Here is a 20,876-nt window from a genome sequence, read left to right on the forward strand (position 1 = left end):
GACTCGACTCCTAGTTCTGGCCAGCGCGTAGTAGCGCGACCAGTAGGTAGATGAATAATCCAGCAGCCAATAACAGCGATACCCCGTCCACAACGCTCATCGAATTACTCCGTCTCTACGGCGATTGCCGCGTGTGGTTAATTGTCGGGAGAGTGGGTGTAAAGGAACGAGAGCGAGGGGTGGGGAGTGGCGTAAAGATGCCGTAAAGAAGAGGGATTGGAACCGCCGAGAGCGGACTTGCACATATCCATTACCGCGGTCTTGCTGATATTGGTTGCGCTTTTACAGCGCCTCACTTTTGAACAGCGTGTATGGACCGGCTTCCGGAACCAAAAGTGACGCGCCGTAAGGACGCAACCAATAGAAGCCATGACCGTGGCAACGGATATGTACACACATTTTGTACCAACCCCGATACATTCCAGACACGCCCCCGACACCCCCTCACGTCACCCTTTCGCCGCGCCTCCCGGCGAAGTAGCATGGCGGGTAGCGTTGATCTTCAATAGCGGCCAGTGATGGCGGCATCACCAGGCAGCAGTCGCATCATGCAACCAACTCCCGACACTTCAGCTCCAGCCCCACAGAACACCGAACAACGCTGGAACACCCGCGCCCTGATCGTCGACGACGACGTCCCCATCCGTGAACTGCTTTGCGACTACCTGGCACGCTTCAACATCCAGTGCCGGGGCGTGACCGACGGTACCGAAATGCGCCTGGCTCTCGAGGAAGAAAATTTCGACGTCATCGTCCTCGACCTGATGCTGCCTGGCGAAGATGGCCTGTCACTGTGCCGCTGGCTGCGCAGCACCTCGGACATCCCGATTCTGATGCTCACTGCCCGTTGCGAGCCCACCGACCGGATTATCGGCCTGGAGCTGGGTGCCGACGACTACATGGCCAAGCCTTTTGAACCACGGGAACTGGTGGCACGCATCCAGACGGTGTTGCGCCGTGTACGCGACGACCGCAACGATGAACGATCTACCGTGCGTTTCGATGCCTGGCGTCTTAACAGCGTGCTGCGCCAGTTGATCGCTGCCGATGGTCTGGTGGTGCCCCTGTCCAACGCCGAGTTCCGTTTGCTACGCGTGTTTCTGGAACGTCCGCGCCGGGTACTGAGCCGCGAACAACTACTCGACGCCGCACGCGGTCGCTCCATTGAGGCCTTTGACCGCAGCATCGATCTGCTGGTCTCGCGCCTTCGTCAGAAGCTCGGCGATGATCCGAAAAATCCACAGTTGATCAAGACCGTTCGCGGTGAGGGTTACCTGTTCGACGCAAGGGATATTGGTTGATCCGTTCTGCTGACACACTCTTCGCCCGCCTGTTCGGGGGAGCGTTGATTGCTATTTTACTTGCGCACCTGCTGGCGTTCATGTGGTTCAGATTCTATGGATTCCCGCCACCGCCGCCTCCGCCCATGTCCGAACAGTCAGGGCAACATATCGACGGGGCTAATTTTCAGCGTCCGGAAGATGGTCCACCGCACGACCGCCGACCACCGTTTCTTCGGGGCCCTGTGGTGCCGCTCATCTTCCAGCTGATTACTCTGGTGATCGCTGCATGGTATGGCGCCAAGGCATTGAGCAGGCCTATTCAGCGTTTGAGCAATGCCGCCGAAAGACTCAGCGAAAATCTCGACAGCTCGCCCATGGAAGTCAAAGGTCCGCTGGAAGCACGTCAGGCGGCACAGACGTTCAACCTGATGCAGCAACGTATACGCGAGCAGGTGCAGCAGCGCGGGCGCATGCTGGCAGCGGTTTCCCATGACCTGCGCACGCCACTCTCGCGCCTGAAACTGCGGGTCGAGCAGATCGACGAGCCAAAACTGCACGGGCAGATGACTCAGGATCTGAACGACATGATTGGCATGCTCGATGCCACCCTGACCTACCTGAATGAGCAGCGCACCAGTGAAATCGTGCAGTTATTCGACCTGCAGGCCCTGATCGAATCCTTGGCTGAGAACGCCCAGGACAATGGTGATGACGTTCAAGCCAGCGGACAGTGCCTGCCGCTCAAGACGCACCCCATGGCGCTGCGCTCGTGCATCAATAACCTGATCGACAATGCCCTGCGGTATGCGGGTCAGGCGCGGGTCGAGATTATTGATGGCGCGCAACACGTACGCGTCATGGTGATTGATCACGGCCCGGGGATTGGCGTCGAGCACCACGAAGCCGTGTTTGAGCCCTTCTACCGGCTGGAAGGCTCGCGTAATCGCAACTCCGGTGGCGTCGGCATGGGCATGACCATCGCCCGTGACGCAGCGCGACGGATGGGTGGCGAGCTGTCACTGGCACAGACGCCTGGCGGTGGCCTGACCGTATTACTCGTCTTGCCGCGCTTCTGAGCAGAACGGGTATCGGCGTCGATACAAACACTAAACACCCTCGACATGAGCGACCTAGAGGCTTGATAAGCCGGTGCACCATTACCGGATCAATCAACCTGAGGGAGTCAGCCCGATGATCAGTGGCGTCAGTAGTAACAGCTATTCGAGCTACACCAGCTCAAGCGCGAGTACCGCCGCGAGCAAGAAATTCCAGGAGCAATTGCTCGCCAAACTGGACACCGATGGCGACGGCAGTATCAGCGAGGACGAATTGAGTGCGGCCAATTCGTCGTCCGACAGCAAGGACGGTATTACCGTCAGCCTGAGCGAAGCGTTCAGCAGCCTGGACGCCAACGAAGATGACAGCCTCGACGCCGATGAGCTGGCTGCAATATCGGCACCGCCTCCGCCACCTCCAGGCGGCGCGCCAGCAACCGATGTTGCGGAGGACCTGCTCAGCGCGCTGGACACCGACGGCGACGGCACGATCAGCAGCGACGAACTGACCGCTGGTTTGAGCAGCGCCGACAGCGCGCAGGTGTTTGATGCACTGGACACCAACAAGGACGGCACCGTCAGCCTCGAAGAACTGACCGCCAGCCTGCAACCGCAACAGCCTCCTGCTCCGCAGGTTGCGGCCCAACAAGCCAGCGATGAGTTGTTTGGCTCCTTGGACACTGATGGCGATGGCAGCATCAGCGCTGACGAACTGACCAGTGCCCTGACCGCAACGTCAAACGGCAGTACCAGTTCCGCTAACAAAACCTCTGAAGCCCTGAACCGCATGGTCGCAGCGCTGACCGAGCGTTACGACACCAGCGGCAGCAAGCCCGTTGGCAAGTACCTCGACACGGCTGCTTGATGTGAGACCTTTGCCTGATAGACCTCTATCAGGCAAAGCACAAAACCTGTAGCGCCTCCGTCATCAAGGCGCCGCGCTGTCGCGCAGAAAACAAGCGCCCTGTAGGAGTGAGCTTGCTCGCGATAGCTGTCGATCTGTTAAGAAAATGTCGTCTGACCTGACGTGATCGCGAGCAAGCTCACTCCTACAAGTTCAATGTTTGCCACACAAGATCAGAGTTCCATCAACTTCAAAACGCATCCCGATTCTGCGCCACGGGACGAACTTGTCCCCGCCGTCACCGGTCTGACATTTGCCTGCCTATTGAGTACCGCAAATGCCCGCGTTCGACCCCGCAATGGTTATCTGGATTGTCGCCGCCTTAGCCATCTGCGGCGTCATCACGCGACCGTGGCGGGTGCCGGAATTTGTCTGGGCGATGGGGGCCGCGGCGCTGCTCACGGCGTTGGGATTCATCCCGCTGCACAAGGCACTTGGTGCGGTAGCGGAAGGCGGTGATGTCTACCTGTTTCTGATCGGCATGATGGTTCTGGCTGAGCTGGCCCGGCAACAGGGCCTCTTCGATTGGCTGGCCATGCTTGCCGCTAAACACGCGAAAGGCTCGGGACAACGACTGTTCGACCTGGTGTTTCTGGTCGGCACCCTGGTCACCGTGTTCCTGTCAAACGACGCAACCGCCGTTGTTCTGACGCCCGCCGTTTACGCAGCAGCCCGCGCCGCCAAAGCCGAGCCCCTGCCCTATCTGTTTATCTGCGCCTTCATCGCCAACGCGGCCAGTTTTGTCCTGCCGATTTCAAACCCCGCCAACCTAGTGATATTCGGCAGCAACATGCCGCCGCTGGCAACCTGGCTCTGGCACTTCAGCCTGCCTTCGATTGCGGCCATTGGCTTGACCTATCTGGTGCTGCGCCTCACGCAACGTAGCCACCTGCGCAAACCTCTGGAAACAGACATCACCCTGCAACCGCTGTCCGGCGGTGCACGTCTGACGGCGTTCGGAATTGTGCTGACGGGGATCGTATTGCTGAGCGCATCGGCGCTCGACGTACAACTCGGTCTACCGACGTTTTGTGCAGGCATCGCTACCGCTGCACTGATCCACATACGTCAGCGACTTAACCCGCTGCCGGTGCTCAAGGCGGTTTCCTGGAGTGTATTACCGCTGGTGGCCGGTTTGTTCGTGCTGGTCGAGGGTCTGGCACTGACCGGGGTTATCGATCATCTGGCCCACGCGCTGAAATCGCTGGCCGACCAATCGGCCACTCAGGCGACGTGGGCGTCGGGTGTGTTGGTGGCGATTGCCAGCAACCTGATCAACAATTTGCCGGCCGGTTTGATTGCAGGCTCTGTCGGCCATATCGCCCATCTGCCCACCGAAACCACCAGTGCGTTAGTAATAGGCGTGGATCTGGGTCCCAACCTCTCTATCACCGGCTCGCTGGCAACCTTGCTCTGGCTGATCGCCATCCGCCGCGAAGGCGAAAACGTCACCGCAATGGGCTTTCTACGGCTGGGAATTCTGGTCATGCCACCCGCGTTGATCGGCGCACTGGCGGCGTTGTCAATTACCACCGGCTGACAAAATAGCCTGTCAGGCCACGACACTGGCAGGTTGCAACAGCCTTGCCTCCAGTTGCCGGGCAATGCCCTGCAGGTCCATCAGCGTGGCCCGCCAGCTGTTTGCGCCACTGCCGATGCTCACCAGCGAGCGCGCCCGATCATTGACCGACACCACTTTGCCCGCATTGGTCTGCCAACCCTGAGCGAGCATCGTCGGGTCAAACTGGTTGAACGAATCAATGGCTTCCACCTGGGACACTGCAAAGCCAAACGTCAATGTTTCGCCCCTGACAACCAGCACCCGCGACAGCGGCGTATGGGGCTGGGGCAGCGATTCGATCAGGCTGCTCAGGCACACCAGCGGAAGCTGTTCGCCCCGCAGATTGAATTGCCCCAGCAAGTGATTTTCCGGCTGAGCAAGGCCGATCATGTGCGTCGGTATTGAAAGAATTTCGAGTACCTGACTGAGCGGAGCCACGAACTGGGTCGGCGACTTGAATAGCAGACACGCCTGACGCATGACCGCTTTCGCCCTGCTCGCCCGACTCTCGGATGATTGCGGCTGGGTCTGGTAAAGCGCGGCGTAGTTCTTGACCCCGGATCGCTCCAGCAGAGCCTGATGATTGATCAAGACAGCCTGCAATCCTTCACTGAGGTTCATTACACCGGCCAACAGCTCCGGCTCGCGCAAGCCATAGGCAGGCATCGGCAGCAGGCTGTGCGGGTCTCGACGCTCGATGGCAACCATTCGATCGTAACCGAAACCCGACACCCTGCCGTCGGTGGCCGTCAGCAACAGAAGCTGGCTCTTGACTTGCGCGTTATTGCAATCGAAACCCAACACGTGAGACAGGCTCAAAACCGGAATTTTGGTCTCGCGAATCACGGTTACGCCCAGGCAATAGCCATTGCCAAAATCGGTGGGCGCGACCTGCGGTTTGTCCACCAACTCGGTGACCACGCTGGCATCGATACTGAAATGTTGCCCGTCACACTCAAATACCAGGTAATGACGCAACTGGCTTTTCGCCTGCAACGTATCGCGACTGATCGCTCCCGCCGCCGTATCCGCAGCGAACAGCACGCCGGGCAAGCCTGCCAGAAAGGCCAGATCCAACATGTAAATCAAGCGGCTGTCATCAGCGCTCATGATCAGCGTGGGGATCAGCCCGCTGCCCTCGCCGCCCGGCCCCAAAGGACAGAGCTGGGAGTCAGCAGCCTTGACGATGTCGCACACGCCATCAATGGCAACGCCCAACAGACCGCCGTTGTACTTGAGGATGGCAACCAGCGGAGTTGGCGCATGCTCTGGCATGTCGTCACTGAGCAAAGGTCGCAGGTCCACCAGAGGAACCGGTCTGCCCCGCAAGGTGAAGACCCCGGCCAGTACACCGCGCGTGACGGGGTGGCGCTGCAGATTGGTCGGCCAGTGAACGGCCTCCATCAGCGAGGTGGCTTCGATACCCAGAAACGCACCATTTATCTGCACCACGCCGTAGGCGCGCAGGGTGTTCATACAGGCAGCCCGGAAGGCTTACTGGTACGGGCGCTGGTATTCACAACACCCTGCTCATTGCCAACCTTGGTCTGGTGCAATTCGAAAATGAGGGTTTCTACCTGACCCGCTGAATCCATTTGCTTGGCGGTTGCAGCGTTGATGCTGTCGATAGCCACGGTGGTCTCGTTGACCCCTTTGACGATCTGCTCGAACGCGCTGCCGGCACTCAAGGAAATCTCGCTGCCGGATTTAATCCGGCTGACGGTTTCCAGGATCAGTTTGTTGATTTCCTTGGTGGCCAGCGAAGACTTCTCGGCCAGCTTGCGCACCTCATCAGCAACCACCGAGAAGCCCAGGCCATGTTCACCGGCTCTGGCAGCTTCGATGGCCGCGTTGAACGCGAGCATGTTGGTCTGACTGGCGATTTCACTGATCACCTGAATGATGTCCTGGATATCTTCAGCAGACTTGCCAATCATGGTCATGGCCTCGGCAGCCTTGACCAGCGTTTGCGAACCAAGGCTTGCCTGTTCACGGGTCAGCCTGGCCAGATCAGTGGCTTGATCCGTGCTCTGCGCCACATAGGAAATGGCGCTCATCAGGTTTTGCACGGAAGCGCCCATGGCCCGGGTCTTGGCTTCGATGGCTTCTTCCAGTTCGACCTGTTGAGTGATATCCGTGGCGAACTTCACCACTTTGTAAGGTTTGCCATCGCTGTCGAAAACGGGGTTATAGGTCGCTTGAATCCAGATGTGCTGGCCAAACTTGCTCAAACGCATGAACCGTCCGGAGAAGAACTGTCCTTGAGACAGGTCATGCCAGAACTCCCGGTACGCGGTGCTGCGCACATATTCTTCATCGCAGAAGATACGGTGGTGCTGACCACGCAGCTCTTGCAGGCTGTAACCCAGCGACTTGAGGAAGTTGGCGTTGGCATCAAGGATATTGCCTGCCATGTCGAACTCGATCACAGCTTGCGCGCGATCAATTGCATTGACCTTGCCCTGACGCTCGGCGCTGCTTTCTTTTATTTCGGTGACATCCAGCGCGAACTTGACCACCTTGTAAGGCTGGCCGTGGGAATTGAGAATCGGGTTGTAAGTGGCTTGAATCCAGATTTCCTTACCGTCTTTGCGCTTGCGTCGATATTCATTGGTGTCGTATTCGCCGCGACCGAGTTTTTCCCAAAACTCGCGGTAGCCCATGCTGGAGCCAAACTCTTCGGTGCAGAACATCCGGTGCGGCTGGCCGATCACTTCGTCCAGCTCATAACCAAACACCGCGAGGAAATTAGGGTTGGCGGACAGGACTTTGCCGGTCAGATCAAATTCGATCACCGCCTGAGAGCGCTCGATGGCGGTGACCTTGCCGACGAACTCGGCATTGCGGGCACGCACTTCAGTGACGTCGTTGGCAAACTTCACGATTTTGTACGGACGGCCATCGGGGTCAAAAATTGGATTGTAGGTGGCGCTGATCCAGATCTCACGCCCGCCTTTGCCCAGCCGCATGTACTCGCCGGAATCGTATTCACCACGTTCAAGCTTGGCCCAGAAGGCCCGATAGGCCGGACTGTTGAGGTATTGATCATCGCAGAACATGCGATGGTGCTGGCCCAGCACTTCGTCCAGACGGTAGCCAAGAACCTTCAGAAAGTTTTCATTGGCCGCCAGCACGCGACCATTCAGATCAAACTCGATCACGCCTTGAGAACGCTGAATGGCTTCAACCTTGCCTTCGTACTCCGCATTGCGCATGCGCTGATCGGTAATGTCCGTGGCGAACTTCACCACTTTGAACGGCTCGCCGGCCTGATTCAGAATCGGGTTATACGTCGCCTGCATCCAGATTTCCTTGCCGCCCTTGCCCAGCCGTTTGTACTGCCCCTGATCAAACTGCCCGGCCGCCAGCTTTCGCCAGAAATCAGCATACTCGAGGCTGGAAGCGTATTCCGGGGTGCAGAACATCCGATGATGGCGGCCCTGAACCTCTTCGAGACGATAGCCCACCTTGTCGAGAAAATTGGCATTGGCCTGCAGTATGTTGCCTTCCAGATCAAACTCAATCATTGCCTGGGAATGATTGATGGCATTCATCAAAGAGTTCAGATCAATGGCAGATTCAACAGATGAGTTTGCAGAAGGAGTAGACATGGGCGGGTCTCGAAAAGGGGAGTAATCGTCGGATTCTTATTGTTGCGTTGTCGGCCCTGACTGAAACTTCCTTAATGAAACTTCACAACCATCCGATCAGCGGGTGGCTATGTGCCATTAACGATGGATTGAGCGTAACTTACGTTATTCCGCAGCCCTTGATAATCATTATTTTCAATCGACCCGATAATATTTTCCGGAACTTTTTCACTATCGCCAAGGTCGCGCCTGCCGAGGCATGCAGACAAAAACACTGCCTGAACGCCCTTCTTTGAATTCAAATATGGATCCAATAATCCTGACGTCAAAGTGCCTCTCAGGACAAAGACAATTAATAAGCTTTTGTAGCCCTCATACTGAAAAGGCATAACGACGGTAAGTCATATTGCAAAAAAAAGACCGCTCGACTCTTCAGTCATTAAACGGCCTCAACTTCTTCAATCACACGATCTACTAATGATTCAATACACGCTCTGCGAAATGCACCTTTATGCAGCGTTGTATTGAGCGGTCATCATGCCTTGTCGAGCGACTCGACCCCCATTTCATCCCAGACCTCTTCAGCCAGGTGAAACGTTGCGTTGGCCGCCGGAATACCGCAGTAGATTGCGCTCTGCATCAGCACTTCCTTGATCTCTTCGCGAGTGACACCGTTGTGCTTGGCGGCCTTGAGGTGCAGGCGCAGTTCGCCTTCACGGTTCATGCCGATCAGCATGGCGATTGTCACCAGGCTGCGGGTGTGACGTGGCAGACCGGGGCGAGTCCAGATATCCCCCCAGGCGTGCCGGGTGATCATTTCCTGAAATTCTTCGTTGAACGGCGTGAGTTTTTTCAGGCTGTTGTCCACATGGGCGTCGCCCAGGACAGCGCGGCGCACTTGCATACCGGCTTCGTAACGTTGCTTTTCGTCCATTGCTAACTCCGGATTCAGGCTTATAAAAAGGTGACGACGCGCTCACCAAATGCCCTTCCCGCTTCGATGCTGGAAAGGTGCGCAGCGTGAAATTCGACGTACTCGGCACCGGCGATGCGCTCGGTCAGAAAACGCCCGTCGGCAGGTGTGGTAACAGCGTCCTGAGTGCCACAGACCACCAACACCGGCAGCGTGATTGCGCTGATCTGCTCGCGGAAGTCCGCGTCGCGCACCGCTGCGCAGTTGGCGGCATAGCCCTGTGGTGAGGTCTGGGCCAGCATGTCCACTACAGGCTCCACCTGCCGCGGCTCGGCCTTGGCAAATTCAGGGGTGAACCATCGCGCAATCGACGCCTCGCGCAGGGCCTGCATGGCGGCTTTGCCGTCGCGCAGAACGGTATCAATACGCGGGTTCCAAATGTCGGGATTACCGATCTTCGCGGCGCTATTGCACACCACCAACCGTTGCAGACGCTGTGGCGCATTGATCGCCAACCACTGCCCAATCAGACCACCCATGGACAGACCGCAGAACGACACGCTCGGCAGTTGCAAGACATCCAGCAAGGCCAATACGTCGCGACCGTTCTGTTCGATGCTGTAAGGCCCTTCGGTGACCAACGATTGACCATGCCCGCGGGTGTCGTAGCGCAACACTTGGAAGTGCTCGGTGAACGCAGGCATTTGCGAATCCCACATGCTCAGATTCGTGCCCAGCGAGTTGGACAACAGCAAAACCGGCGCGCCTTGCGGGCCATCGAGTTGGTAATGCAGATCGCCGTCGGGGAGTTGGATGAAGGGCATTTTGGGCTCCTGAAAATTGAAGATTGAATCTGGTTCATGCGCATCAAGTGTTTTCTGTAGGAGCTGCCGAAGGCTGCGAAAGCGATATTTCTGTCACACCGCGGTTCGCAGCCTTCGGCAGCTCCTACAAGCTCATCATTCCAGAATAAACAACCCATGCTCCGCCACCGCCCTCTCCACCCACTGCTGCGCAAGGCCCAGGTAGTTGGCGGGATCAAGCAGATGGTCCAGCTCTGCGGCTGACAACTCGGCACTGACCTGCGGATCTGCGCCAAGCACTTCGCGCAGATGCAGGCCCTGCTGCACAGCTCGGCGGCAGCTTTGTTCAATCAGATGATGCGCCGCATCGCGACCGATGCGCTGGGCCAAAGCGATGCTGACCGCCTCGGCAAGCACCAGGCCTTGGGTGGAATCCAGATTGGTGAGCATTTGCTCTGCGTTAACTTCCAGCGCAGGAATCACTTGCAAAGCCTGCTGCAGCGATCCGGAGACCAGGCAGCACAGCTCAGGCAAGGTTTCCCACTCGGCGTGCCACAGACCCAGGCTGCGCTCGTGCTCCTGAGGCATGGCCGCGAACATCGTCGCAACCAGCCCCGGTGCGCGCACGGAAGCGCTGATCATCACCGCCGCGCCCACAGGATTGCGCTTGTGGGGCATGGTCGATGATCCGCCCTTGCCTGCTGCCGCCGGTTCGAAGACTTCGCCCACTTCAGTCTGCATCAACAGACTGATATCCCGACCGATCTTGCCCAGGCTACCGGCGATCAAGCCCAGCCAGCCGGCGAACTCCACCAGACGGTCACGCTGGGTATGCCACGGCTGCTCCGGCAAGCTCAGTTGCAGTTCGCGGGCCAGTGCTTCGGCCACGGGCAAAGCGTGATCGCCCAGTGCCGCGAGGGTGCCGGACGCGCCGCCAAACTGCAGGCTCAACAGCCGAGGCTTGAGTTCTTGCAGACGTTGCCGGTGACGGGTTATCGCCCCCAGCCAACCGGCGATTTTCATGCCGAGAGTGACCGGGGTCGCCTGCTGTAACCAGGTGCGTCCGGCCAATGGCGTCGCGGCATAGCGCTGGGCCTGCCCGCAAAGCGCTTCGGCCAGCTCAGCCAGATCTCGCTCCAGCAACGCAATGGCGGCGCGTAATTGCAGCACCAGTCCACTGTCCATCACGTCCTGACTGGTGGCGCCCATGTGCACGTAGCGTTCAGCCGTTGGATTGCGTGCAGCGATCTTCTTGCCCAGCGCCTTGACCAGCGGGATGGCTGAATTACCGGCGTTGCCAATCGAAACTGCCAACTCGGCAAAGTCGAACAGCTCAGCGCTGCAACTGGCCTGAATATCCTCGACCACCTCGGCGGGAATCAAACCCGTGCCGGCCTCCGCCCGGGCCAGCGCCGCTTCGAAGTCGAGCATGCCTTGCAGCCGACCGTGGTCAGAGAAGATCTCGCTTATCTGCGGCTGGCTGAAGTAAGCGTCGAAAAGTTGCTGACTCGATCTGTTCAAAACATGACTCCTGAATTCATGTGGCGTCCGAATGGCTGACCCAGCCTTTGATCAGCACCGCAATGGCCGCCAGTGCCGCAGGCACCACCAGCGCGGTCAGTACTTGCTCGAAATTCCAGCCCAGGCCCAGCAACGTAGCACCCGCCCAGGCACCGAGAATTGCACCGAAACGGCCGATGCCCAGCATCCATGAAACACCGGTGGCACGACCTTGAGTCGGATAGAACCGCGCCGCCAGCGAAGGCATCGCCGATTGCGCGCCGTTGATGCACATACCGGCCAACAGCACCAGGGTCGCCAACACGGCGACGTTACCCAGGCTTTGCCCCACCAGCCAGGCGAACACGCCAGCCAGGAAGTAGGCACAGCCAATCACTTTGTGCGGGTTGTACTTGTCCATGGCCCAGCCCACACCAACCGCGCTTAATACGCCGCCGAATTGAAACAGAGCGCCGATAAAGGCCGATTGTTCCATGCTCGCGCCGCTGTCGCGCATCAGGGTCGGCAACCAACTGGTCAGCAGGTAAACGATCACCAGGCCCATGAAATAGGTTAGCCACAGCAATAAGGTGCCAGCACTGTAAGTGCCGGAGAATATGACTTTCAGAACGTTACGGCTGCGCACGGTTTTCTGTTCCGGCACGCTGAAGTCCTTGGCGGCGTTGACTTCCTGACGGGAGATCGGTGCCAGCACCTTGCGAATGCGGTCCACTCCAAGATTGCGTACCACCAGAAAACGCGCCGACTCCGGCAGCCAGATCATCAACACCACGGTGAGGATCAGCGGCAGAATCCCGCCGAGCATCAACAGGCTGTGCCAACCCATGGCCGGAATCAGCTTGGCGGAAACAAATCCGCCGCAGGCCATGCCGAGGTTGAAGCCGCAGAACATGCTGGTCACCAGCAATGACTTGAGACGCTCCGGGGTGTATTCCGAGAGCAGTGTCGTGGCGTTGGGCATCGCCGCGCCAAGACCCAGACCAGTGAGCAGTCGCAGGATCAGCAGTTGACCGATGTTGCTGCTGTAAGCCGACAACAAGCTGAACAGGCCGAACAGAAACACCGCCACGACCAACACGACTTTACGCCCGAAGCGGTCAGCCAACGGACCGGAACCCAGCGCACCGAACACCATGCCGATCAGCGCGGCGCTCATCACCGGGCCAAGGCTTGCCCGGTCGATGCCCCACTCCGCACTCAATGCCGGGGCGATGAAGCCCATGGCAGCAGTGTCCAGACCATCAAGGAACACAATCAGGAAACACAGGATCACCACTCGCCACTGATAACGGGACAAGGGTTGAGCATTGATGAAGGCCTGCACATCCAGTGTGCCAGCCTCGGGCACGCGAGCCGAAAGCGTCATGGTGGTTCCTTGTTATTGTTTTTTGGGGGCGCTATTTGAATATAAACACTGTCTTTGTAGGAGTGCACGAGCAGCGCGAGGCCGCGATGGCGGTTTATCAGACAGACCGCCATCGCGGCCTCGCGCTGCTCGTGCGCTCCTACAGATTCGCGTGTATCTGTAAATCAAAAATCGAAAAACACCGTCTCGTCTTCACCCTGCACGCGGATGTCAAAACGGTATGCCAGCTTGCCGTCGACCGTGCAACGCTTGGCAACAAGGGTCTCACGGCGGATCGGCTGTTCGATCAGGTTCAGGACCGGATCTTTTGCGTTGGCTTCAGCTTCGTCGTCGAAATACAGCCGTGTCTGCAGATGGATATTGATGCCCCGAGCAAACAGCGACACGTTGATGTGCGCCGCCATGGGCACACCCGCAGCATTGCGCACGACGCCAGGCTTGATGGTGTTCAACAACCACTGGCCATCTTCGCCCGTAGCGGTACGACCAAAGCCGTTGAAGGGTTTTTGTGGATCGTAGATCGGGTCGTAATGACCTTCGTGGTCGGCTTGCCAGAACTCCAGAAAGGCGTCACGGATCAGGTGACCGTTACCATCGAAGACGTTACCCAGCAGCACGATGTGTTCGCCCGGTGCATTGGGCAGGACCATTTCGTGAGTGATTTCCAGATCACGGGGCGGATTGCCCGCAGCTTCCAGCGCCAGGCCGATATGCACGTAAGGGCCAGCCGTTTGTGAAGGCGTTTCAGGCAGCAATTGAACCGGCATGTTCTTCGCTCCTTAGCGGTTTTCGAAATGAGTCGCGCGTTGACCACGCAGGACGATGTCAAAGCGATAGGCCAGGCTGTCCATCGGATTGGCCATGCCCATATCGAGCCGGGCAATCAGACTTTGCACCGCGTCCGGGTTGGCGATCGACTTGACGATCGGGCACAACGGGATCAGCGGATCGCCTTCGAAATACAGTTGGGTGATCAACCGCGTGGCAATCGACGGACCACTGATCGACACATGGATATGCGCCGGACGCCAGTCATTGGGACCATTGCGCCATGGGTACGGACCAGGTTTGACGGTGCGGAAACTGTAGTTGCCATCGCGGTCGGTCAAGGCCCGACCAACACCGCCGAAGTTCGGATCGATGGGCGCCAGATAGGCATCGCGCTTGTGGCGATAACGGCCACCTGCGTTGGCCTGCCAGATCTCGACCAGCGTGTGCGGAATCGGCTTGCCATATTGGTCGCAAACCCGCCCGGCGAGAATGATCCGCTCGCCAATGGGCAGACCACCGTTGTTGAAGTTCAGCAACAGGTCGTTGTCGTGCTCGCCGAATTTCAGATGGGAAAAGTCCGGGCCGGTGGCTTCGGAGACCGATTGCGGAATGCTCACCAGCGCCTGACGCGGGGAGCGCAGGATCGAGGTTTTGTAATCGGGGGTCAGTGCTTTGGGGTGCCAGTTTCGGTCACGGACGACGAAACGGCTGCTGCTCGCATCAGACATGCGGTTCTCCCTGGTTTTTTATAATGAGGAGTCTTTGTTGATGTTCCGCAGTTTCTCTCGACTTAACCAAAACCTGAACTGAATAAATCAAACACATCCATATCCAAATGGTTATGGATGATCAGCCTGACCATACGCCTTGCCCACTTCTTGCAGAACATCGACACACCATTGCGCGGCTCTGGACAACGGCAGCGCCGGATTACTGCAAATGCCCACCGAGCCGCCGGGTTCACGAATGCCCAGCTCCAGCTCACGCAGCTCACCGGTGTGCAAATCCTGCTGGACCGCATCGAAGGGCGCGATCCAGATCGCATCGCTGCATTGCACGTAACGGCGGCTCAAGGTTAGCGACAGGGTTTCCAGGCGCTGTCGTGGCGGGCTGATCCCGCATTGCACAAACAGACTGTCGGCGAATTTACGGATGGTGGTACCCGCCAGTGGCAACACCATGGGGTAATTTTCAAGACTTTCACGACGCAGCTCGCCTGCCAGCAACGGATGATCACGCCGCACGACAAGCGTCATGGATTCGCTGTAAAGATGCTCAAACGTCAGGCCTTGAATCTGCGGGCTGTCGGTCATGCGCCCGACCACCAGATCGAGTTCGCCCACCCGCAACTGCGAAAGCAGATAAGCGCTGGGGCCGGTCATGACACTGACAATGAGTGCCGGATGACGCTCGTGCAGTCGACGCACCACTTCCGGGACCAACAGGCTTTCCACCGTCGATAACACCCCGAGCCGTGCGGTTACCGGCTCATGCTCGCCAGAACGCAGGCTGTTCACCCCTTCGCGCAACGACTGCACGCTAGGCCCGGCGAAACGCAGAAACGCGACACCCGCCTCGGTCAACGCCGCGCCGCTTTTACTGCGCGAGAATAGTTGAGTTTCCAGCAGGTTTTCCAACTCCTTGAGGGTTTTGGACAAGGCTGGCTGGCTGATCGCCAACTGATCCGACGCCCGCGCCAGGCTGCCCTGTCGGGCCACTTCGAGGAAGCACACCAGATGACGGAATTTGATTCGGGTATCGATGTTCAATTCGGTGGTCGCCTTACTTTTTACGAATTCGTGATGATTTTCTGTGGTGCTCATCAACAACACACAATTACTTGAGTTGGAACACTATCCCTGTGGGAGCATTCCAAACCCAGCCGCTGCGCACTCTCACCGCTGCCCCCGAAACTGCTTGGGCGACTGACCCGTGCAGCGTTTGAAGAATCGGGAAAAGTAAGCAGGTTCGGAAAACCCCAACCGGTCCGAAATCTGATTGATGGTCAAGGTGGTGTAAACCAGATCGCGCTTGGCTTCCAGCAAAAGGCGCTGGTTGATGATCTGCAACGCCGACTGATCGGTTAGCCGTCGACACAAGCTGTTCAGCCAGGCAGCGCTGATATTCAGTTGCTGCGCGTAATGCTCGATGGACCAGTGCTGCCGAAAATGTTCGCCTACCAGCCGGGTAAACGCCTGCAAGTGCTCGCGGCCGCGCTCGTGGACGGGCATTTCAGGCGACAACGCAGCGCTACGGCGATCTAGCCAGATCGACAGCATAGTGATCAGCGCATACAACATCGAATCACGACCAGACTTATGCTGCGCGTATTCATCGCTGATCGCAGCAAACAGCGGATCCAGCTGCCTGCGCTGCTCACTGTCCACCGTATGGCAATGGGCAGTGCTCAACGCCGGAGTTGCTAACGCCGCGCCCAACTGCTCAGCCAACGGTTGCGCCAGACTGAGGATGTAACCCTGAATATCCGGGGCAAAACTGAAGCGGTGCACGCTCAATGCAGGGATCACTTGCAAGGCAGCGTTTTCAAGCCGCCGGGTAACGCCTTCCACATGCAGGGTTGCCTCTCCGGACTGGACATAGAGCACCTGCACCAGATCGCTGTGGGAATGGGTTTGTATTTCCCAACCGTGGAGCTGACTGCGGTCCGGAATCGACTCGCAATGCAACAGATCCGGTGTTGGCCATAGTGTGGTTTCACCGTAGAGCTTGAACACCGGTACGGTTTCGGCACGAGAGGAACGCATGCCTGCCCTCCTTGCGAGTCATGAAAAGTCCAGAAATTGCAGCGAATAATGTCTTCTTCTTACCCTGTGAGCCACTAAAAATACAGGACACATAAAAACAACAAAACAAACAGGTCCTGATATGAAAACTCAAGTCGCCATTATTGGCTGCGGGCCGTCCGGCCTGTTGCTTGGCCAACTGCTCCAGCGTGCCGGTATCGACAACGTTATCGTCGAACGCAAAAACCCTGAGCACATCCTCTCCCGAATTCGCGCTGGCGTGCTGGAGCAAGGCACTGTCGACCTGCTCCGTGAAGCGGGCGTCAGTCAACGTCTGGACAGCGAAGGCCTTCCCCATGACGGCTTCGAACTGGCCTTCGACGGACGCACTGAACGCATCGACCTGCACGGGCTGACAGATGGCAAGCGAGTCACGGTTTACGGCCAGACCGAGGTCACCAGAGACCTGCTGCAAGCCCGCGCTGATGCAGGCGCACTGAGTTTTTTCGACGCAGAGAACGTTCAGCCCCATGACCTGAAAACCGATAATCCGTACCTGACGTTCGAACACAACGCAGAAAGCATTCGGCTTGATTGCGATTACATCGCCGGGTGCGACGGTTTTCATGGTGCATCGCGGCAATCCATCCCCGTCGAGGCGTTGAAGACATTCGAGAGGGTTTACCCGTTCGGCTGGCTTGGCGTGCTGGCGGATACTCCGCCGGTCAACGAGGAACTGATCTATGCCCGCCATGAGCGTGGTTTTGCCCTGTGCAGCATGCGTTCCACTACGCGTACTCGCTACTACGTGCAAGTGGATGCTGATGAGAAAGTCGAAGACTGGTCTGATGAGCGCTTTTGGGATGAGCTCAAGCAGCGCCTGCCAGCGTCGGTCGCGCAAAGACTGATCACGGGGCCCTCCATCGAAAAAAGCATCGCCCCGCTACGAAGCTTCGTGGTTGAACCCATGCAGTACGGTCGCTTGTTCCTGCTGGGTGACGCCGCGCATATCGTACCGCCCACCGGTGCCAAAGGTCTGAACCTGGCGGCCAGCGACGTCAACACCCTATATCGCATTCTGCTCAAAACCTATCGGGAGGGGCGTACGGATCTGTTGCAGCGCTACTCGGAAATTTGCCTGCGCCGAGTGTGGAAAGCCGAGCGGTTTTCCTGGTGGATGACCTCAATGCTGCATCGCTTCCCCGACAGCGATCCGTTCAGCCAACGCCTGCAACAGACCGAACTGGATTACTTTGTCAGCTCCGAAGCGGGCCGTCGCAGCATTGCAGAAAACTATGTGGGACTGCCGTTCGAGAATATCGAATGAGCTGCAGCGCCATGAACAGCCCGATATAGCGCGCTGCACCGCAAAGCAACTGAAAATCAAGGAAAAATTGCTATTTTTGTGGCTGTTCATTTCGTGATCATTGGCCAAAAACCGCAGCCCATATGGCTTTGGCAATGTTATCCACAGACATACCCCCACTTTTCGTGGACAACTTTTGTTGAGGTTTATCAGTCGACACAAGGTAAGCCAGTGATGGCGGGTTTAGCCGGGAAGCGGTTCAGACATTCAGCCCATTGATACCGTCAAATGCAGCGCCTTCCCGGCTTAAGCCGATAAAACGACCCGGTTTACGCCCAATATTCATCAATACCGGGCCTAACCGCAGATTACGCCCCGACACTCGCCAAATCCGATCGACACCTGCCCGTCACGTTTGCAGCGGGCGCGCAGGATGACTTCGTCGCCATCCTCCAGGAATCGCCGAGCTTCACCGCTTGCTAGCTCGATGCTGTTCTTACCCCCTTCGGTCACTTCCAGAAGACTGCCGAACTGCCCCGGTTGCGGGCCGGACAAGGTGCCCGTGCCGAGCAGATCGCCGGGCTGCAGTTTGCAGCCGTTGACACTGTGGTGGGTGATCATCTGCGCCACGGTCCAGTACATATTCAACGTGTTGCTGCTGGCCAGCACCTGGGCGGGTAAGCCCTGCTCTTTCATCTGCCGGGTCAGTAGCAGCACCTCCAGCTCGATATCCAAAGCACCACCCTGCTGATCCGCATCATCCAGCAAATAGGCCAACGGCTGTGGATCACCCTCGGGACGCGCAGGTTGTGCACAACGGAACGGCGCCAGTGCCTCGGCCGTGACTACCCAGGGAGAAACGGTCGTGGCAAAGCTTTTCGACAAGAAGGGTCCCAACGGCTGGTATTCCCAGGCTTGCAGATCGCGTGCTGACCAATCATTGAGCAGGCACAAACCGGCCATATGCTGAGCCGCGTCAGAAATCCCGATGGGCTCGCCATCGCTGTTGCCGGGCCCGACCCAGACGCCCATTTCCAGTTCGTAATCCAGTCGTTTACTGGGACCGAACTGTGGCACCTCCTGGCCTGGCGGTAATGTCTGGCCATTGGGGCGCTTGACCGGACTGCCGGAAACACACAGCGTCGAGGCGCGTCCGTGATAGGCAATCGGGACGTACTTGTAGTTAGGCAACAGCGGATTGTCTGGCCGGAACAGCTTGCCGACGTTCATGGCGTGATGAATACCGACGTAGAAATCGGTGTAGTCGCCGACACGCGCCGGCATGTGCAGTTGACATTCGCTCATCGGATGCAGCAGCGATTCGCTGGACGCTTGCAGACGCGCTCGCTGGGGGCTGTGCTCATCCAAAAGATGCAGCAACTCACTGCGCAAAGCTCGACGCCCTTGGGCACCCAAAGCAAAGAAATCATTCAACTGATCACGACTGGCGGCTTCAGCCGCGTCTTGCGCAGCACCCTTGAAAAAGCCCGCAGCCAGGGCGGCTGGAAGATCGAAAATAAAGTCCCCGATAGCCACACCGCCCCGCCGGGCTGGATCGCCGCGACTGAAGACGCCCAGGGGCAGATTCTGCAACGGGAAGTCAGCGTGGCCGTTGGCGGAGGTCACCCAGCTGCGGCTGTGTGCAGACATGTTCATTGCGGTGTTCCTCTATTCAAAGGCCGTTTAAAAGTCTTCGCCATGCCGGTCCAGCAGGCGTCGTAATCGGTTTGCAGGTGCGGACTTCGCAGGGCATGCAGGCTTGGGCGCAAGACTTTGCCGGTTTCGAACATGAAGGCCATGGTGTTATCGATCTTGTGGGGCTGCAATTGCGCGGCGGTCGCCTTTTCAGCCGTAGCGTTATCCGGGCCATGGGCGCTCATGCAATTGTGCAAAGACGCGCCACCAAGCATGAAACCCTCGGCTTTGGCGTCGTAAGCCCCCTCGATCAGCCCCATGAACTCGTTCATCAGATTGCGGTGAAACCAAGGCGGACGGAAGGTGTTTTCCGCCACCATCCAGCGAGGCGGAAAGATCACGAAATCGATATTGGCTTGGCCGTGTACAGCACCTGGAGAGGTCAACACGGTAAAAATCGAAGGATCCGGATGATCGTAACTGACCGTGCCGATGGTGTTGAAACGACGCAGATCGTACTTGTACGGCACGTTGTTGCCATGCCAGCCCACCACATCGAATGGCGAGTGATCCAATTGCGTAGCCCATAACTCGCCGAGGAATTTCTGCACCAGGGTCACCGGCTCATCGCGCTCTTCAAACCAGGCGCCAGGGACGAGAAAATCCCGTGGGTTCGCCAACCCATTGCTGCCAATCGGCCCCAGTTCCGGCAGGCGTAACGCGCAACCGTGGTTTTCACATACATAACCTCGGGCGGTCGCATCCAGTAACTGCACGCTGAAGCGCAGGCCGCGGGGCAACACGGCGATTTCTTGCGGTTCGATATCGAGCAGGCCCAGTTCAGTGACAAGGCGTAAACGGCCCAGTTGCGGCACGATCAGCCATTCCCCATCGGCGTTGAAAAAAGCTCGCTGCATCGAGGCCGTGGCAACGTAGTTATAGAGCGTTACGCCTTCGGCCTGATCGGCTGCACTGGTGCTGGCCATGACCTGCAGGCCATCAATGAAGTCCGTGGGATCGGAAGGCAATGCAAAGGCGTTCCAGCGCAGGCGATTAGGCGTGATGGGCCCCATTTGCTGGCCGATGATCTGTCGATCCAGCCGCTGATAATGCGGATGGCTGGCGGAGGGTTTGATGCGATAAAGCCAGGTTCGCCGGGCTTCAGCACGGGACACCGTAAATGCGGTGCCTGACAGCAACTCGGCGTACAAACCCAAGGCATGCTTCTGCGGTGAGTTCTGCCCTACCGGCAATGCACCGGGCAAGGCTTCACTGCTGAACTGATTACCGAAGCCGGATTGATAAACCAGCGGCCCGGAAGACTGATGAGAGAACATCGGAACCTCTTCTTGTTTTTATAAGTAATCGCGCTGTCGCACAGCAAACACAGACCCTGAGCTCACCGAGGTTACGAGGCCAGCGAT

The 20,876-nt window shown here is 58.0% G+C and carries 18 protein-coding genes and 1 pseudogene; 5 read left to right on the plus strand and 14 right to left on the minus strand.

All coding sequences use genetic code 11. The features are described from left to right. Window positions 1-10: 10 nt before the first annotated feature. Window positions 11-100, minus strand: coding sequence for a K(+)-transporting ATPase subunit F (kdpF, locus tag AUC60_RS09720; RefSeq protein ID WP_087266190.1), 90 nt, complete (start codon window positions 98-100; stop codon window positions 11-13). A gap of 448 nt (window positions 101-548) precedes the next feature. Between kdpF and AUC60_RS09725 the strand changes: the two genes are divergently transcribed. From AUC60_RS09725 to AUC60_RS09740, 4 genes are all read left to right on the plus strand, one after another. Beyond that, entirely contained in the window at window positions 549-1,301 is a 753-nt protein-coding gene (locus AUC60_RS09725) for a response regulator (protein ID WP_144443247.1), read from the plus strand. Then, window positions 1,298-2,359: a sensor histidine kinase gene (locus tag AUC60_RS09730; protein ID WP_087266192.1), complete on the plus strand. Its 1,062-nt coding sequence runs from the start codon at window positions 1,298-1,300 to the stop codon at window positions 2,357-2,359. Before AUC60_RS09725 ends, AUC60_RS09730 begins: the two co-directional genes overlap by 4 nt. A 115-nt stretch (window positions 2,360-2,474) precedes the next feature. Then, window positions 2,475-3,203 carry a XopAW family type III secretion system calcium-binding effector gene (gene xopAW, locus AUC60_RS09735; RefSeq protein WP_087266194.1) on the plus strand — a complete coding sequence of 243 codons (729 nt, stop codon included), beginning with the start codon at window positions 2,475-2,477 and terminating at the stop codon, window positions 3,201-3,203. A gap of 316 nt (window positions 3,204-3,519) precedes the next feature. Next, on the plus strand, window positions 3,520-4,782 hold the full coding sequence (locus AUC60_RS09740) for an arsenic transporter (protein ID WP_087266196.1): 1,263 nt from the start codon (window positions 3,520-3,522) through the stop codon (window positions 4,780-4,782). Between the two features lie 12 nt (window positions 4,783-4,794). Here AUC60_RS09740 and AUC60_RS09745 read toward each other — a convergent pair whose 3' ends face one another. From AUC60_RS09745 to AUC60_RS09790, 11 genes and pseudogenes are all read right to left on the minus strand, one after another. Further along, window positions 4,795-6,279: a chemotaxis protein CheW gene (locus AUC60_RS09745; RefSeq protein ID WP_087266197.1), complete on the minus strand. Its 1,485-nt coding sequence runs from the start codon at window positions 6,277-6,279 to the stop codon at window positions 4,795-4,797. Continuing rightward, entirely contained in the window at window positions 6,276-6,884 is a 609-nt protein-coding gene (locus AUC60_RS28500; protein ID WP_420800729.1) for a methyl-accepting chemotaxis protein, read from the minus strand. Before AUC60_RS28500 ends, AUC60_RS09745 begins: the two co-directional genes overlap by 4 nt. A gap of 33 nt (window positions 6,885-6,917) precedes the next feature. Next, a pseudogene (locus AUC60_RS09750) lies at window positions 6,918-8,414 on the minus strand (PAS domain-containing protein); the annotation flags it as partial. 514 nt (window positions 8,415-8,928) lie between these two features. Continuing rightward, complete coding sequence (gene pcaC / locus AUC60_RS09755; RefSeq protein ID WP_087266202.1) at window positions 8,929-9,327, minus strand: 4-carboxymuconolactone decarboxylase; 399 nt, start codon at window positions 9,325-9,327, stop codon at window positions 8,929-8,931. Window positions 9,328-9,347: 20 nt separating this feature from the next. Further along, window positions 9,348-10,130: a 3-oxoadipate enol-lactonase gene (gene pcaD, locus AUC60_RS09760; protein ID WP_087266204.1), complete on the minus strand. Its 783-nt coding sequence runs from the start codon at window positions 10,128-10,130 to the stop codon at window positions 9,348-9,350. Between the two features lie 135 nt (window positions 10,131-10,265). After that, the gene (locus AUC60_RS09765; protein ID WP_087266206.1) at window positions 10,266-11,630 is read right to left on the minus strand and encodes a 3-carboxy-cis,cis-muconate cycloisomerase; all 1,365 of its coding nucleotides are present in this window, start codon (window positions 11,628-11,630) and stop codon (window positions 10,266-10,268) included. A gap of 16 nt (window positions 11,631-11,646) precedes the next feature. Beyond that, window positions 11,647-12,996, minus strand: coding sequence for a 4-hydroxybenzoate transporter PcaK (pcaK, locus tag AUC60_RS09770; protein ID WP_087266208.1), 1,350 nt, complete (start codon window positions 12,994-12,996; stop codon window positions 11,647-11,649). Between the two features lie 164 nt (window positions 12,997-13,160). Further along, window positions 13,161-13,763 carry a protocatechuate 3,4-dioxygenase subunit alpha gene (pcaG, locus tag AUC60_RS09775; RefSeq protein ID WP_087266210.1) on the minus strand — a complete coding sequence of 201 codons (603 nt, stop codon included), beginning with the start codon at window positions 13,761-13,763 and terminating at the stop codon, window positions 13,161-13,163. A 12-nt stretch (window positions 13,764-13,775) separates the two neighbouring features. Further along, on the minus strand, window positions 13,776-14,495 hold the full coding sequence (gene pcaH, locus AUC60_RS09780; RefSeq protein WP_027898127.1) for a protocatechuate 3,4-dioxygenase subunit beta: 720 nt from the start codon (window positions 14,493-14,495) through the stop codon (window positions 13,776-13,778). A 111-nt stretch (window positions 14,496-14,606) separates the two neighbouring features. Beyond that, on the minus strand, window positions 14,607-15,536 hold the full coding sequence (gene pcaQ, locus AUC60_RS09785; protein WP_087266398.1) for a pca operon transcription factor PcaQ: 930 nt from the start codon (window positions 15,534-15,536) through the stop codon (window positions 14,607-14,609). Between the two features lie 126 nt (window positions 15,537-15,662). Next, on the minus strand, window positions 15,663-16,532 hold the full coding sequence (locus AUC60_RS09790) for a helix-turn-helix domain-containing protein (RefSeq protein WP_087266212.1): 870 nt from the start codon (window positions 16,530-16,532) through the stop codon (window positions 15,663-15,665). A 121-nt stretch (window positions 16,533-16,653) separates the two neighbouring features. Here AUC60_RS09790 and pobA point away from each other — a divergent pair, with 121 nt between their 5' ends. Then, window positions 16,654-17,838, plus strand: coding sequence for a 4-hydroxybenzoate 3-monooxygenase (gene pobA / locus AUC60_RS09795; RefSeq protein WP_087266214.1), 1,185 nt, complete (start codon window positions 16,654-16,656; stop codon window positions 17,836-17,838). 336 nt (window positions 17,839-18,174) lie between these two features. On the opposite strand, the gene fahA is transcribed toward pobA, so the two are convergent. Further along, entirely contained in the window at window positions 18,175-19,473 is a 1,299-nt protein-coding gene (gene fahA / locus AUC60_RS09800; RefSeq protein ID WP_087266216.1) for a fumarylacetoacetase, read from the minus strand. Then, a complete protein-coding gene (gene hmgA / locus AUC60_RS09805) occupies window positions 19,470-20,789 on the minus strand; it encodes a homogentisate 1,2-dioxygenase (protein WP_087266218.1) in 1,320 nt (439 codons plus the stop codon). The genes fahA and hmgA overlap by 4 nt, the downstream gene beginning before the upstream one ends. Window positions 20,790-20,876 lie beyond the last annotated feature (87 nt).

Origin of the sequence: Pseudomonas caspiana, assembly GCF_002158995.1 — a bacterium.
In the GTDB taxonomy this organism is placed as follows: domain Bacteria; phylum Pseudomonadota; class Gammaproteobacteria; order Pseudomonadales; family Pseudomonadaceae; genus Aquipseudomonas; species Aquipseudomonas caspiana.